General features: G+C 61.6%; 12 protein-coding genes and 4 tRNA genes. 5 read left to right on the forward strand and 11 right to left on the reverse strand.

Annotated elements, in window-relative coordinates:
• The first annotated feature begins 140 nt into the window (after positions 1-140).
• From Q0799_RS09955 to Q0799_RS09965, 3 genes are read left to right on the forward strand one after another with little or no spacing between them, the layout of a single operon-like run.
• Positions 141-1550 carry an ATP-binding protein gene (locus Q0799_RS09955; RefSeq protein WP_298397864.1) on the forward strand — a complete coding sequence of 470 codons (1410 nt, stop codon included), beginning with the start codon at positions 141-143 and terminating at the stop codon, positions 1548-1550.
• Positions 1540-2106 carry a permease gene (locus Q0799_RS09960; RefSeq protein ID WP_298397867.1) on the forward strand — a complete coding sequence of 189 codons (567 nt, stop codon included), beginning with the start codon at positions 1540-1542 and terminating at the stop codon, positions 2104-2106. Before Q0799_RS09955 ends, Q0799_RS09960 begins: the two co-directional genes overlap by 11 nt.
• Positions 2103-3485 carry a sigma 54-interacting transcriptional regulator gene (locus tag Q0799_RS09965; protein WP_298397870.1) on the forward strand — a complete coding sequence of 461 codons (1383 nt, stop codon included), beginning with the start codon at positions 2103-2105 and terminating at the stop codon, positions 3483-3485. The genes Q0799_RS09960 and Q0799_RS09965 overlap by 4 nt, the downstream gene beginning before the upstream one ends.
• A gap of 53 nt (positions 3486-3538) precedes the next feature.
• On the opposite strand, the gene Q0799_RS09970 is transcribed toward Q0799_RS09965, so the two are convergent.
• The 11 genes from Q0799_RS09970 to Q0799_RS10020 form a co-directional block, all read right to left on the reverse strand.
• Positions 3539-3615, reverse strand: a tRNA-Arg gene (locus tag Q0799_RS09970).
• A 50-nt stretch (positions 3616-3665) separates the two neighbouring features.
• A tRNA-Arg gene (locus Q0799_RS09975) sits at positions 3666-3742 on the reverse strand.
• A 101-nt stretch (positions 3743-3843) separates the two neighbouring features.
• Positions 3844-3919: transfer RNA gene (locus Q0799_RS09980), tRNA-Val, on the reverse strand.
• 33 nt (positions 3920-3952) lie between these two features.
• On the reverse strand, positions 3953-4225 hold the full coding sequence (locus Q0799_RS09985) for an HU family DNA-binding protein (protein ID WP_028995053.1): 273 nt from the start codon (positions 4223-4225) through the stop codon (positions 3953-3955).
• 163 nt (positions 4226-4388) lie between these two features.
• Positions 4389-6803, reverse strand: coding sequence for an endopeptidase La (gene lon, locus Q0799_RS09990; protein WP_298397874.1), 2415 nt, complete (start codon positions 6801-6803; stop codon positions 4389-4391).
• A gap of 70 nt (positions 6804-6873) precedes the next feature.
• Positions 6874-8136 carry an ATP-dependent Clp protease ATP-binding subunit ClpX gene (gene clpX, locus Q0799_RS09995; RefSeq protein WP_298397877.1) on the reverse strand — a complete coding sequence of 421 codons (1263 nt, stop codon included), beginning with the start codon at positions 8134-8136 and terminating at the stop codon, positions 6874-6876.
• A gap of 14 nt (positions 8137-8150) precedes the next feature.
• Positions 8151-8780, reverse strand: a complete 630-nt coding sequence (clpP, locus tag Q0799_RS10000) for an ATP-dependent Clp endopeptidase proteolytic subunit ClpP (RefSeq protein ID WP_298397911.1) — start codon at positions 8778-8780, stop codon at positions 8151-8153.
• Positions 8781-8837: 57 nt separating this feature from the next.
• Positions 8838-10142: a trigger factor gene (gene tig / locus Q0799_RS10005; protein ID WP_298397879.1), complete on the reverse strand. Its 1305-nt coding sequence runs from the start codon at positions 10140-10142 to the stop codon at positions 8838-8840.
• Positions 10143-10305: 163 nt separating this feature from the next.
• Positions 10306-10381, reverse strand: a tRNA-His gene (locus tag Q0799_RS10010).
• Between the two features lie 59 nt (positions 10382-10440).
• A complete protein-coding gene (locus Q0799_RS10015; RefSeq protein ID WP_298397882.1) occupies positions 10441-11148 on the reverse strand; it encodes a class I SAM-dependent methyltransferase in 708 nt (235 codons plus the stop codon).
• Between the two features lie 77 nt (positions 11149-11225).
• Entirely contained in the window at positions 11226-12410 is a 1185-nt protein-coding gene (locus Q0799_RS10020; RefSeq protein ID WP_298397885.1) for a GSU2403 family nucleotidyltransferase fold protein, read from the reverse strand.
• Between the two features lie 103 nt (positions 12411-12513).
• Here Q0799_RS10020 and Q0799_RS10025 point away from each other — a divergent pair, with 103 nt between their 5' ends.
• Positions 12514-13695: a nucleotide sugar dehydrogenase gene (locus Q0799_RS10025; protein ID WP_298397888.1), complete on the forward strand. Its 1182-nt coding sequence runs from the start codon at positions 12514-12516 to the stop codon at positions 13693-13695.
• A gap of 5 nt (positions 13696-13700) precedes the next feature.
• A partial coding sequence (locus tag Q0799_RS10030) for a GDP-mannose 4,6-dehydratase (RefSeq protein ID WP_298397891.1) occupies positions 13701-13946 on the forward strand: 246 nt, incomplete at its 3' end.

Raw genomic sequence — 13946 nt, forward strand, 5'->3', positions numbered from 1 at the left:
CCCGGCAGGCTTGTCGCTAAAATCCAACGTGTTTTTTCGGTGCGCTCACGAGAGTTCAATCCCAGGCCGGGATAAAATGTCGCTGAATTCCAACATGGTTTGCATGTTGTTGATTTATCAATATAAATGGATGGATTTGGATGAAGCGGATTTCCTTCCTTCAGGGCATGCTGGTCGGCTTTGTATTCATCGTCGCCCTGCTCGGCGGTGTTGCCATCCATGGCTGGCTGTTGCTCGAACAAATGGTCGGTCAGAACCGGGACAACACCGCACATGCGCTGGCACTGACAGCCGCGGTGCAGACCCTGGAAGAGCGTAGCGTCGACCTCGAGCGCAGTGCCCGGCAGTACCTGATTCTTGGCGATGCCGATTTGCGCGAGCGCTTCCGCGAGCATCTCGACGAGTCGCTCCAGCAACTGGCACAGATCGAAACGCTGGCCGGCCAGGCGCTCGGCGATGTGCCCAGGGAGTGGCGTCTGGTGGCGGCCTCGGTCAATCGCAAGCTCAACCGCCAGGGCGAGCGGACCGAGCACGACATCGCCGGCATGCTGGATCGCCTGGGGGCGCTGAACAACCAGATTGCCGAGGCGAGCAAGCGCTGGATCGAGCAGAAGAACGCGCTGCTGCTCGACGAACTCGAACGGCACCGTCTGCAACTGGGGGCCAAGCTGGTGCTCTCCCTGCTCGGCGCGGTGGCCGTCGCGCTGGCCATGGGCTGGTGGCTGCTACGCCCGGTGCGTCAGCTCGACCGGGCGATCCGCCGGCTCGGTGCCCGCCGCTTCGACGATCCGGTGATGGTCGGCGGGCCGGTCGACTTGCGTCGCCTGGGGCGGCGCCTCGACTGGCTGCGCCAGCACCTGGCCGAACTCGAATCCGACCGTCAGCAGACCCTGCGCCATGTGTCGCACGAACTGAAAACCCCGCTGACCGCCCTCAAGGAAGGGGTGGCGCTGCTCGACGAGGAAGTGCCGGGGCCCTTGTCGCCCGGCCAGCGGGAAGTGGTCGGCATCCTGACCCAGAACGTCCGCGGTCTGCAGGGGCGGATCGAGAGCCTGCTCGGCCTCAATGCGGCGGCTTTCGACGCACGCCAGCTCAACCTGGCCCCGGTCGAGCCGTCGCTTCTGCTGGCTGAGGCCGCGCAGCGACACGCGCTGGCGGCCCAGGCCCGGACCCTGGAAATCGCTTGCCGGGCCGACCCCGGGCTGGCCCGGCTCGATGCCGACAAGATGGCACTGATCCTCGACAACCTGCTGGCCAACGCCATCGACTTCAGCCCGCAGGGTGGAAAGATCGAACTGCATGCAGCACGCCTCCAGCATGCCTGGTGTTTCGATTGCATCGACCAGGGCTGCGGTGTGGCCGAAGAAGACGCCGAACGGATTTTCGAACCCTTTGTCCAGGGGCGCCTGCGCGCTCCCGTCGAGCGCCGCGGCAGCGGCGTCGGCCTTTCTATTGTCCGCGAACTCGCCGGTGCGATGAGCGGTAGCGTCCGTCTGCTGAACCGCGGACAGGGCGCGCATTTTCGCGTGGAGATTCCCGATGAGCAGTAAGTTGAGCATGGCCGTCAGCCTGACGGCGATACTGGCAGCCGGTTGCGCCGGATTGTCCGACAAGGCGCCGGTCGCGCCAGCGACATCGGCGGCAGTGCCGGTGGTGCCGGGGCCCTTGGTGCCCCAGGCCCATGAGGACGCACAGGCGGCAGCACTGGCGTACCGACTGTCGGTGCTGCAGTTGCCGATGCCACAGAACGTCAACGAGCGTAATCGCCTGGTGAGCGTCAGCGGCGATCCTGGCGCCCAACTCCGCCTGGCCTTGCTGCTGGCGCAACCCCGGACCGGCAACGGCGATCTGGCGAGAGCCCTGGCCCTGGCCGACGGCATCGTCAAGTCGACCGACCCGGCGGCGCAGGCCTTGCGTCCGCTGGCTGCCCTGCTGGCCGAGCAATTGCTCGAACGCCAGCGTCTGGAACAGCAGGTCGAGCGGCAAGCCACACAGTTACGGGATAGCCAGCGCCGGGTTGGCGAGCTTCAGGAAAAGCTCGAACGGCTCGCCAACATCGAACGCAGCCTGCCCGGTCGCCCGCTGCCCTCCGGGAGAACGCCATGACTGCCCAGGCCGCAAGCGGCGCGCACATCCTGGTCATCGACGATGACGAAGATATCCTGCGCCTGTTGACCATGCGCCTCCAGGCGCGTGGCTTTCGCGTCACCGCGGCGAGTTCTGCGGAAGAGGGGCTGACCAAGATCGCCATCGATCCCCCGCGTGTCGTTGTCAGCGACATCCGCCTACCGGGTCGCGACGGGCTTTCGCTGTTCGAGGAACTGCGCGTGACCCGCCCCAGCCTGCCGGTCATCCTGCTGACCGCGCACGGCACCATACCCGATGCCGTCGATGCCACGTCGCGCGGCGTCTTCGGTTACCTGACCAAGCCTTTCGACAGCCAGACCCTGCTCGGCAAGATCGACCAGGCCCTGGCCCTGTCGGCGGCGGCTACCGGCCAGGCGGCGGCCGCCGGTGACGAGAAGTGGGCGGAAGGGGTCGTCTATCGCAGCTCAAAAATGGCCGAACTGATGGCCGATGCCCGGATGATCGCGGCGTCCGACGCGAGCGTGCTTATTCGCGGCGAAAGCGGTACCGGCAAGGAAGTCCTGGCGCGAGCTATTCACCGGGCCAGCCCGCGGGCCCAGAAACCCTTCATCGCCATCAACTGCGGTGCCATTCCCGAGCCGCTGCTCGAATCCGAGTTGTTCGGCCACGTTCGCGGTGCCTTCACCGGCGCGGCCACGGCCCGCCGCGGCCTGGTCCAGGCCGCCGATGGCGGTACGCTGTTCCTCGATGAAATCGGCGACATGCCGCTGGCGCTGCAGGTGAAGTTGTTGCGCGTGCTGCAGGAGCGGGCGGTCAGGCCGGTTGGCGCGACGCAGGCGGAGGCGGTCGATGTGCGCCTGATCTCGGCCACGCATCGCGATCTGGAGGCGGCGATGGCGCAGGGCCTGTTCCGCGAGGACCTCTACTATCGCCTCGATGTCGTTTCCCTGACCCTGCCGCGTCTCGATGACCGGCGCGAGGACATTCCGCTGCTTGCGGCGCATTTCCTGCGCCTGCTGGCCAAGAAATACGGCAAGCCGATCAACGGATTCGCTCCGGATGCGATCGAGGCGCTGGCCACAGCCAGCTGGCCGGGCAATGTGCGTCAGTTGTTCAATGTGGTCGAGCAATGCTGCGCGCTGACCTCGACGCAGCTGATTCCTGCCTCCCTGGTGCAACGCGCCTTGCGGGCACCGACCATGGAGGCGCTGAGCTATGCGGAGGCCAAGCAGCGCTTTGAACGCGATTACCTGGTTCGCCTGCTCAAGCTGACCGACGGCAACGTTGCCGACGCGGCACGGATCGCCGACCGCAACCGTACCGAGCTGTACCGTCTGCTGCAGAAGTACGACCTGACACCGGCGATGTTCCGCAGCGGGGAGGAGGGCGAAAGCTGAGATCCGGGAGGCGGAAAACAAAAAAGCACCCGATGGGTGCTTTTTTTGTCGACTGGCGCGCCCGGAGCGATTCGAACGCCCGACCCTCTGGTTCGTAGCCAGATACTCTATCCAACTGAGCTACGGGCGCGCTGTCTGAACAAATGCGGAATATCCCAAAAGGATGTTCCAGTTTCTGAATGGCGCGCCCGGAGCGATTCGAACGCCCGACCCTCTGGTTCGTAGCCAGATACTCTATCCAACTGAGCTACGGGCGCGCTGTCAGAGCCGCGCATTATACGGGCCTTGCCAGAGATTGCAAGGGGTTTCGGGAAAATAGCGGAAATAAAAAACCCCGCCGGAGCGGGGTTTTGGAATTTGGTGGGTGCTGACGGGGTCGAACCGCCGACATTCGCCTTGTAAGGGCGACGCTCTACCAACTGAGCTAAGCACCCATCTGCTGCCAGCGCAGAAGGAGCGGCATTATATCAGTTAACGGCGTCCTTGAGGCCCTTGCCGGCGCGGAATTTCGGAGACTTGGCAGCCTTGATTTCCAGGGTCTTGCCGGTGCGCGGGTTGCGACCGGTGCGGGCAGCGCGCTCGCCGACGTAGAAGGTGCCGAAACCGATCAGGTTAACGCTGTCACCGGCCTTGAGGGCGCCCTTGATGGCTTCAACGGCGGCGTCCAGCGCGCGGCCGGCAGCAGCCTTGGAGATGTCGGCCGAGGTGGCGATCTGATCGATCAGTTCAGTCTTGTTCATGTAAGTCCCCTGAGATAGGTTTGGAGTGGTGAAAAATCCTGTGAGGGGCGATTTATAGCGTCCCCGAAATCCTTGTGTCAAGCGGATTTTGAGCCGATTCGGGCGGCCCTGCAGGCTGCTTGCGGATGCTGTTGGCAAGACAACAGCATCCGCGCCTTTGAAATCAATGGGTAAGCAGCGTGTTTTTCACCGATTCCTCGTTTTGCGTCGCCAGTTCAGGCGTGCCAGAAACAAGCTCCGGCAGGGGTTCCGGCATGCTTTCCAGCGCCCGTTCGAGGACCTGGTCGATCCATTTCACCGGCACGATCTCGATGCGATTCTTGAGATTTTCCGGCATTTCGGTCAGATCCTTGACGTTCTCTTCCGGGATCAGCGCCGTCTTCAGACCGCCGCGCACGGCAGCCAGCAACTTCTCCTTGAGCCCGCCGATGGCCAGCACCTCACCGCGCAGGGTGATCTCGCCGGTCATGCACACGTCGCAACGCACAGGAATGCCCGTGTAGGACGAAACCAGGGCGGTGGTCATGGCAATGCCTGCCGACGGGCCGTCCTTGGGCGTGGCGCCCTCGGGAACGTGGATGTGGATGTCGGTCTTCTCGAACACCTCGTCCTTGATGCCCAGGCGGCGGGCACGGGCGCGCACGACCGAGCGGGCGGCTTCGACCGATTCCTTCATCACGTCGCCGAGCGAGCCGGTGCGGATGATGTTGCCCTTGCCCGGCATGTTGGCGCATTCGATGGTCAGCAGTTCGCCGCCGACCTCGGTCCACGCCAGCCCGGTGACCTGGCCGACCTGGTTTTCCTTCTCCGCCATGCCGAAGCTGTAGCGGCGAACGCCTAGGTACTTGTCGAGGTTGCGCGAATTGACCGTGATCTTGCTGTCGCGGGCCTTGAGCACCAGCGTCTTGACCACCTTGCGGCAGATCTTCGAGATTTCGCGCTCCAGCGCCCGCACACCGGCTTCCCGGGTGTAGTAACGGACGATGTCGCGGATCGCGCTCTCGGCGACGACCAGTTCGGTCTTCTTGACGCCGTTGTTCTTCATCTGCTTCGGCAGCAGGTAGCGCATCGCGATGTTGACCTTCTCGTCCTCGGTGTAGCCGGACAGGCGGATGACTTCCATCCGGTCGAGCAGCGGGGCAGGGATGTTCAGCGTATTCGCGGTGGCCACGAACATCACGTCGGAAAGATCGAAATCGACTTCGACGTAATGGTCCTGGAAGGTGTTGTTCTGTTCCGGATCGAGCACTTCGAGCAGGGCCGACGACGGATCGCCGCGGAAGTCCTGGCCGAGCTTGTCCACTTCGTCGAGCAGGAACAGCGGATTGCGCACGCCGACCTTGGTCAGGCTGGTCAGGATCTTGCCCGGCATCGAGCCGATGTAGGTACGGCGGTGGCCGCGGATTTCGGCTTCGTCACGGACGCCGCCGAGCGCCATGCGCACGAACTTGCGGTTGGTCGCCTTGGCGATCGACTGGCCGAGCGAGGTCTTGCCGACGCCCGGGGGGCCGACCAGACACAGGATCGGCGCCTTGACCTTGTCCACGCGCTGTTGCACGGCAAGGTATTCGACGATGCGTTCCTTGACCTTTTCCAGGCCGAAATGATCGGTATCGAGAATCTTCTCGGCGGCGCGCAGGTCCTTGCTGATGCGCGTCTTCTTGCGCCACGGCAGGCCGATCAGCGTTTCGATGAAATTGCGCACGACGGTGGCTTCGGCCGACATCGGCGACATCAGGCGCAGCTTCTTCAGCTCGCCCTGCGCCTTGGCCAGGCCTTCCTTGCTCATGCCGGCGGCGGCGATCTTCTTGTCCAGCTCTTCCAGATCGGCGCCTTCTTCGCCTTCGCCGAGTTCCTTCTGGATCGCCTTGACCTGTTCGTTCAGGTAATACTCGCGCTGGCTCTTCTCCATCTGGCGCTTGACGCGGCCACGGATGCGCTTTTCCACCTGCAGGATGTCGATTTCGGCTTCCAGCTGCGAGAGCAGGCGTTCGATACGCTCGCGGACATTGTCCATCTCCAGCACTTCCTGCTTCTGCTCGATCTTGAGCGGCAGGTGGGCGGCGATGGTGTCGGCCAGGCGGCCGGCGTCCTCGATGCCGGTGATCGACGACAGGACTTCCGGCGGAATCTTCTTGTTCAGTTTGACGAACTGGTCGAACTGGGCGACCACGGCGCGGCGCATCGCCTCGATCTCGTGATCTTCGGCACCGGTCTGGGCCAGCGGCACGGCGGTGGCCATGAACACGGACGACTGGACGTCGATGGCCTCGATGCGGGCGCGCTGCGTGCCTTCGACCAGCACCTTGACGGTGCCGTCGGGCAGCTTGAGCATCTGCAGGATGTTGGCCATGCAGCCGATGCGGTACAGGTCATCGGCTTCCGGTTCGTCCTTGGCAGCCGACTTCTGGGCCACCAGCATGATCTGCTTGCTGGCCTCCATGGCCATTTCGAGGGCCTTGATCGACTTGGGGCGGCCGACGAAGAGGGGAATGACCATGTGCGGAAACACGACGACATCGCGCAGCGGCAGCAGCGGCAATTCGAGGGTTTCCGGGAGCGTGTTGGGGTTCGACATCAGTCTGCCTTTGAAATAGGTATGTGCCCCCTAGCTGGGGGCGAAAAACCGGATTTCAAGAACCCCCGGCTCAGTTCGAGCCGGAGACCTTGGGCTGGTCGGCGTAGATCAGCAGCGGCGGGGTGTCGCCGGTAATCATGTTCTCGTCGATGACGACCTTTTCGACATTCTCCATGCCCGGGAGTTCGTACATCACGTCGAGCAGGGCATGTTCCATGATCGAGCGCAGGCCGCGGGCACCGGTCTTGCGTTCCAGCGCCTTCTTGGCGATGGCGGAGAGGGCGGACGGGCGGATTTCGAGCTCGACTTCCTCCATGCCGAACAGCTTCTGGTACTGCTTGACCAGGGCGTTCTTGGGCTCGGTCAGAATCTGGACGAGGGCGTCCTCTTCCAGCTCCTGCAGCGTGGCGACCACCGGCAGGCGGCCGATCAGTTCCGGGATCAGACCGAACTTGATCAGATCCTCGGGCTCGGTTTCGAGCAGGATCTTGCCGACTTCCTTGCCGTCGTCCTTGCTCTTGACCTCGGCACCGAAGCCGATACCGCCCTTTTCGGAACGGTTGCGGATGACCTTTTCCAGGCCGGCGAAGGCGCCGCCGCAGATGAACAGGATGTTGGTCGTGTCGACCTGGACGAAATCCTGGTTCGGATGCTTGCGCCCGCCCTGCGGCGGAATCGAGGCGGTGGTGCCTTCGATCAGCTTGAGCAGCGCCTGCTGCACGCCTTCACCCGACACATCGCGGGTGATCGACGGGTTGTCCGACTTGCGCGAAATCTTGTCGATTTCGTCGATGTAGACGATGCCCTGCTGGGCCTTCTCGACATCGTAGTCGCACTTCTGCAGCAGCTTCTGGATGATGTTCTCGACGTCCTCGCCGACATAGCCGGCTTCGGTCAGCGTGGTGGCATCGGCCATCACGAAGGGCACATTGAGCATGCGTGCCAGCGTCTGGGCGAGCAGGGTCTTGCCGGAGCCGGTCGGGCCGATCAGCAGGATGTTGCTCTTGGCCAGCTCCACGTCGCCCGTATTCTTGGACGTGTGGCGCAGGCGCTTGTAATGGTTGTACACCGCAACCGCCAGGATGCGCTTGGCAACCTCCTGGCCGATCACGTACTGGTCGAGGATGGCGCTGATCTCGCGCGGCGTCGGCAGGTCGGAACGACCGGCCTTGGCCGACTCTTCCGGCAGTTCGTCGCGGACGATGTCATTGCACAGGGCGATGCACTCGTCGCAGATGAACACCGACGGGCCGGCGATCAGCTTCTTGACTTCATGCTGGCTCTTGCCGCAAAACGAGCAATAAAGCAGCTTTTCCTGGCCGTCCTTCGACATCCGATTCTCCTCGATCAAGCCGCTTCGCGGCGGGTCAGCACCTTGTCAATCAAACCATATTCCATGGCCTCGGTCGAGGACATGAAATTGTCGCGGTCGGTGTCCTTCTCCAGGCGCTCCAGCGGCTGGCCGGTATGTTCGGCCATGATCCGGTTGAGCTTGTCCTTGATCGACAGGATTTCCCGGGCGTGGATCGCGATATCCGACGCCTGTCCCTGGAAGCCGCCCAGCGGTTGGTGGATCATCACGCGCGAATTCGGCAGCGCGAAACGCTTGCCTTTGGTGCCTGCGCACAAAAGGAAGGCACCCATCGAAGCCGCCTGGCCGATGCACAGCGTCGACACGTTCGGCTTGATGAACTGCATGGTGTCGTAGATCGACATCCCGGCAGTCACCGAACCGCCGGGGGAGTTGATGTAGAAATAGATGTCCTTGTCCGGATTCTCGGCTTCAAGGAACAGCAACTGGGCAACCACCAGGTTGGCGCTGGCATCGTTGACCGGGCCAACAAGAAAAATCACCCGCTCCTTCAGCAGGCGCGAATAGATGTCGTACGCGCGTTCGCCGCGTCCGCTCTGTTCCACCACCATCGGGACCAGGCCCAAAGCCTGCGGATCCCAGTTGCTTGCGTTGTCGATCATCATGTTGGCCCTTTGTTGTTGCATTCAATACGCTTGTCGGATTCCTGACGAAAAACCGGCTTACTGCTGCTGGTTCATCAGTTCATCGAACACGGCGGCCTTGTCGGTCACCTTGGCCTTGCCCAGTGCCCACTCGACCACGTTGGCTTCGATCGCCACGCCCTCGACATCGCTCAGGCGCTGCGGTTGGGCGTAGTACCAGCGGATCACTTCTTCCGGCTGCTCGTAGCTGGCGGCCATCTCTTCGACCAGGCTGCGAACCTGTTCCGGCGTTGCCTGAAGCTTCTCCGTCTTCACGACCTCAGCAAGGATCAGGCCAAGGGTGACGCGGCGCTTTGCCTGCTCGGCAAACCATTCCGGCTGCAGCGGCATGTCCTTGACCTTCATGCCACGCTGTTCCATATCCTGGCGGGCAGATTGCATCAGGCGCTGGATTTCCATATCGACCAGCGAGGACGGGATGGCAATCGGGTTGGCCTTGATCAGGGCTTCCATGACCTGGTCCTTGATCTTGGCTTCGATGCGGCGCTTCACTTCACGCTTCAGGTTGGCTTCGACTTCGGCGCGCATCTTTTCCACGTCGCCATCGACCACACCCATCATCTTGGCGAAATCGGCATCGACATCCGGCAGACGCGGCGCCTGGACCTGCTTGACGGTGATTTCGAACTGGACGGTCTGACCGGCCAGATCCTTGGCGTGGTAATCCTCCGGGAAGGTCAGGTCGAACGTCTTGGTTTCGCCGGCCTTGGCGCCTTCGACGGCGTTCTCGAAGTCCGGCAGCATCATGCCCTGGCCGAGCACGAACGGGTAATCGGTGGCCGAGCCGCCCTGGAAGGCAACGCCGTCCTTCTTGCCGGTGAAATCGATCACCACGCGGTCTTCCTTGGCCGCGCCACGGTCAGCATTGTCGTAACGGACGCGCTGCTTGCGCAGGATGTCCAGGGTCTTGTCCACTTCGGCGGCGCTGATTTCCAGCGTCGGACGCTCGATCTCGGCGGACGACAGATCACCCGGAACGAACTCCGGATACACCTCGAAAACTGCCGTGAATTCCATGTGCGTGGTGCTCTCGGTGGCCTTCGGCTCGAGACGCGGGTAACCGGCAACGTGCAGCTTCTGGGCGGTCACGGCCTCGCCGAAAGCGCGATCCAGCTGCTCCGACAGCACCTCGTGACGCGCCTGGTCGCCATACTGCTGCTTGATCATCGCAAACGGCACCTTGCCCGGGCGGAAACCCGGCATCTTCATGTTGCGGCCCATGCGGCGCAGGCGGGGTTCCATTTCCTTCTCGACATCGGCGATAGCGATGGAGAGATCAATGCGACGTTCGAGTTCGTTAGCTTGTGCGGTAGTTGCTTCCATGAAAATTCCTTGTGCTTAAGGCGCCGAAAAATAAAGCTGGCAATCATATCACGGCGAGCCAGCCGCAACGACAGGCCGGCAAGCTGCATTGTCAGACAGGAAAAGGCAGGGCGCCGGAAATGAAAAACCCCGCACAACGCAAGTTGTACGGGGCTTTGAATTCTGGGGCGACTGATGGGGCTCGAACCCACGACAACCGGAATCACAATCCGGGACTCTACCAACTGAGCTACAGCCGCCGCTGCAAGAAAGCGCGCATTGTATGTCGTTCTGGGAAGCCTGTCTACAGCCTTTTTCATTAATCCTTGATCAGCAAGTCCACCCGCTGTGGATTGATGAAAGTCGCCCCGGTCGGCGTCATGAATGAATCGAACTTCTCCCGCACCGCCGCGTAAAGCGCCGGCGAGAGTTTGTGGTCGCTGTGGGTGACGCGGATCATCCGCGCATCGAACTCGGCAAAGTCCGTGAAGAAACTGCGCGTGTTGAAGAACAACTGCTGTTGCAGGCGCAGCGGGCCGCGTTCCACGGCACGGCAGACCGCCGCAAAAGCTTCCTCGCGTACCGTCTTCTCGTCGTGGAACAGGCGGAACACCTCGTTCAGGTCGCCCGCGTACACCGGCTCCGAAATCCACGCCACGCCGCCCGGGCGCAACACGCGGGCGATTTCCGTCAGCGCCTGATCCATCAGCGGCACCGGTACGTGGTGTAGCGACTTGAACATCAGCACGATATCCACGCTCGCATCTGCCGCCGGAATCGCTTCCGCGCCGCCATGTTCAAAACGTACCATCGGCAGATCGGTCGTCTGCAGATTCTTCGTGTGCTGGATCACATCGACCTCCGTCGCCACGATCTCGCGCACCCGGCCCGTTTCCGCCAGCAAGCGCGTCTTTTCCGCCCGGCCGCAACCCAGTTCCAGAACGCGCGCACCATCGAAGGGCAGGGTTTCCAGCATCAGCTTCACTTCATTGACCAAGGGGCTTTCGGCGGGGTTGGCGATCAGCATGGTGGACTCGGTGGCTTGAAAATCAGAATATTAACATACGGTGATGGATGGCCGTTGCGGCCAGCACAGGCGCCCCATTAACGCGCAACGCATTCGCGGAGCAGCGCATGGCAAGCTTCGTGTCGGGCCAGCAGCTTTTCCAGTGCGCCAAACTGCAAGGCTGCGGCCCGTTTGACTTCTTCTGGCGCGGCATCGAAGGCGCTAGTCAGGTTTTCTGGCTCGGTTTCAGCCAAAACGGCCGCCAGCGTTGCAGCCTGCAACCTGTCTTTGGCAGCTTTCTCGGGGAATCCTCGGCGATTGGCGGCGGCGTACAGTTTGTGCCAGACCAGTCGGGAGGCCTCCGGCAGGTGAAGGGGAATGCAATGCCCGCCGGCCAGCAGCGTCGCAGGTACCGGGTCGGCGAGCAGGTAGTCGTAATGCGGAATGGCTTGAGCCGCCCAGGACAACTCGGGAATCTGGATGATGTGGCCCAAGGGCGCGCCCGGCGCCAGAATGTCCACCCGCAGACCTTGAACCCCAGGCAACTTGACCGATGTCGATGCCTGCGTTGAAGGAAAACCGGGAACCTCAGCAAATGGCAGCCCAGTCGCCTGTATGGTTTTCAGAAACTTAAGCGGTGTAGCCAGCTTGAGTGTCTGCCGACGGGCAAGATCGATATCCTGCGTACGTGCGCTGACCGCAATCGCACCAAACTCGTTGAGCCAAGCCATATAAGCCAGTGTTCCGACAAGGACCAAGCCAGCCTCGAAGGCGCCAAGGTTGTGCAGTTCAACCAATACGCGCGCGACAGTCTTGTCGGCAACCTGAAACCCCAGCTTGCGCAAAGCCGATACCTGTTTGGCAGACCAGTTGGCGAAATCAATCTTGTCCTGCATCGCATCTCGGCCAGCCGTGTCATCTTCCCGGCAAACCAAAGTTTCCGATTGTTTGCCAGGGACAGAATAGTAAACGCGATACCAGTAACCGCTACCGGAGCCCCGGCGCAGATAAAGTGTGCCCGGCGTTCCCGGCAATAGCGCGCCGGCTTGCAGGCTACGCTCCTTCAACTCGGCGTACTGGGTAAGAAAAGCCAGTTCTTGCGGGCGATAAAGCGGCATTTTCAGCATGGTTACCCAATAAAAAACAAATTCATTGGGTAATTTATCACAGGCGCCGATTTCCGGCGTGATTGCGCACAAAATTGCCGTGCGCTCCAAGTTTCTATGCCCAAATGCATACCAAAATATGCACACGTGTTGCACTGCAAAATATTTCTTCATCATCAAGGCTAAAGCTGGCAAAATCCGTCGGCCAGCCTTGTAAAACCGTCATTCCAGAGGGGAATGCTGTAGGTATTGGCATATAAGCTTCAGCACTGCCAAGAACATGAAAATCGCCATCGCCGGAACCGGCTACGTCGGACTCTCCAACGCCATCCTCCTGGCCCAGCATAACGAAGTCATTGCGGTCGACATCCTTCCCGAGAAGGTCGAGATGCTCAACCGCCGGCAATCGCCCATTGTCGATGCCGAAATCGAGGACTACCTCGCCAACAAGCCGCTCAACCTCAAAGCCACGCTCGACAAGCGCGAAGCCTTTGCCGGGGCCGACTTCGTCATCATCGCCACGCCCACCGACTACGATCCCGAAACCAACTACTTCAACACCGGCTCGGTCGAAGCCGTCATCCGCGATGTCCTGGCCATCAACCCCGATGCGGTGATGGTCATCAAATCCACCGTCCCGGTCGGCTACACCGCCAAAGTGCGCGAAGCCTTCAGCATTGCCACCGGCCGGCCGGCAAACATCCTCTTCTCCCCCGAATTCCTCCGCGAGGGCAGGGCGCTCTACGACAACCTCCACCCCTCGCGCATCATCGTCGGCGAAAAGAGCGAACGCGCCCAGACCTTTGCCCGCCTGCTCCAGCAAGGCGCCATCAAGCAGGACATTCCCGTCCTGTTCACCGACAGCACCGAAGCCGAAGCCGTCAAGCTCTTCTCCAATACCTACCTCGCCATGCGCGTGGCCTACTTCAACGAGCTCGACACCTACGCCGCCACCCACGGCCTGGACACCCGGCAGATCATCGAAGGCGTCTGCCTCGACCCGCGCATCGGCAACCACTACAACAACCCCAGCTTCGGCTACGGCGGCTACTGCCTGCCCAAGGACACCAAGCAACTGCTCGCCAATTACCGCGAAGTCCCGCAGAACCTCATCCACGCCATTGTCGAAGCCAACACCACGCGCAAGGACTTCATCGCCTTCGACATCATCAAGAAGAATCCCAAGGTCGTCGGCGTCTATCGCCTGGTCATGAAAGCCGGCTCCGACAACTTCCGCGCCTCCAGCATCCAGGGAATCATGAAGCGGCTCAAGGGTAAAGGTATCGAAGTCATCATCTACGAACCGAACCTGGCCGAAGACGAGTTCTTCCGCTCGCGGGTCATCAAGGATCTCGCCAGCTTCAAGCAGGAGGCCGACATCATCATTGCCAACCGCAATACCGATGATCTGGCCGATGTGGCGGCCAAGGTTTATACGCGTGATTTGTTTGGTGGGGATTAAAGGTCATGACGATACTTGTCACAGGCGGCGCCGGCTTCATCGGCAGTAATTTCGTTCTTGACTGGTGCGCGCAGCATAACGAGACGGTCATCAACCTTGATGCCCTGACGTACGCGGGCAATCTGGAAAATCTCGCGACACTCGACGGGAATCCGGCGCATGTATTTGTGCGCGGCGACATCGGCGATTTCGATCTGGTCGCCAGACTGCTTGCCGAGCACAAGCCGCGCGCAGTCATCAATTTTGCCGCC

The organism is uncultured Azonexus sp. (assembly GCF_937982035.1).
Lineage (GTDB): Bacteria > Pseudomonadota > Gammaproteobacteria > Burkholderiales > Rhodocyclaceae > Azonexus.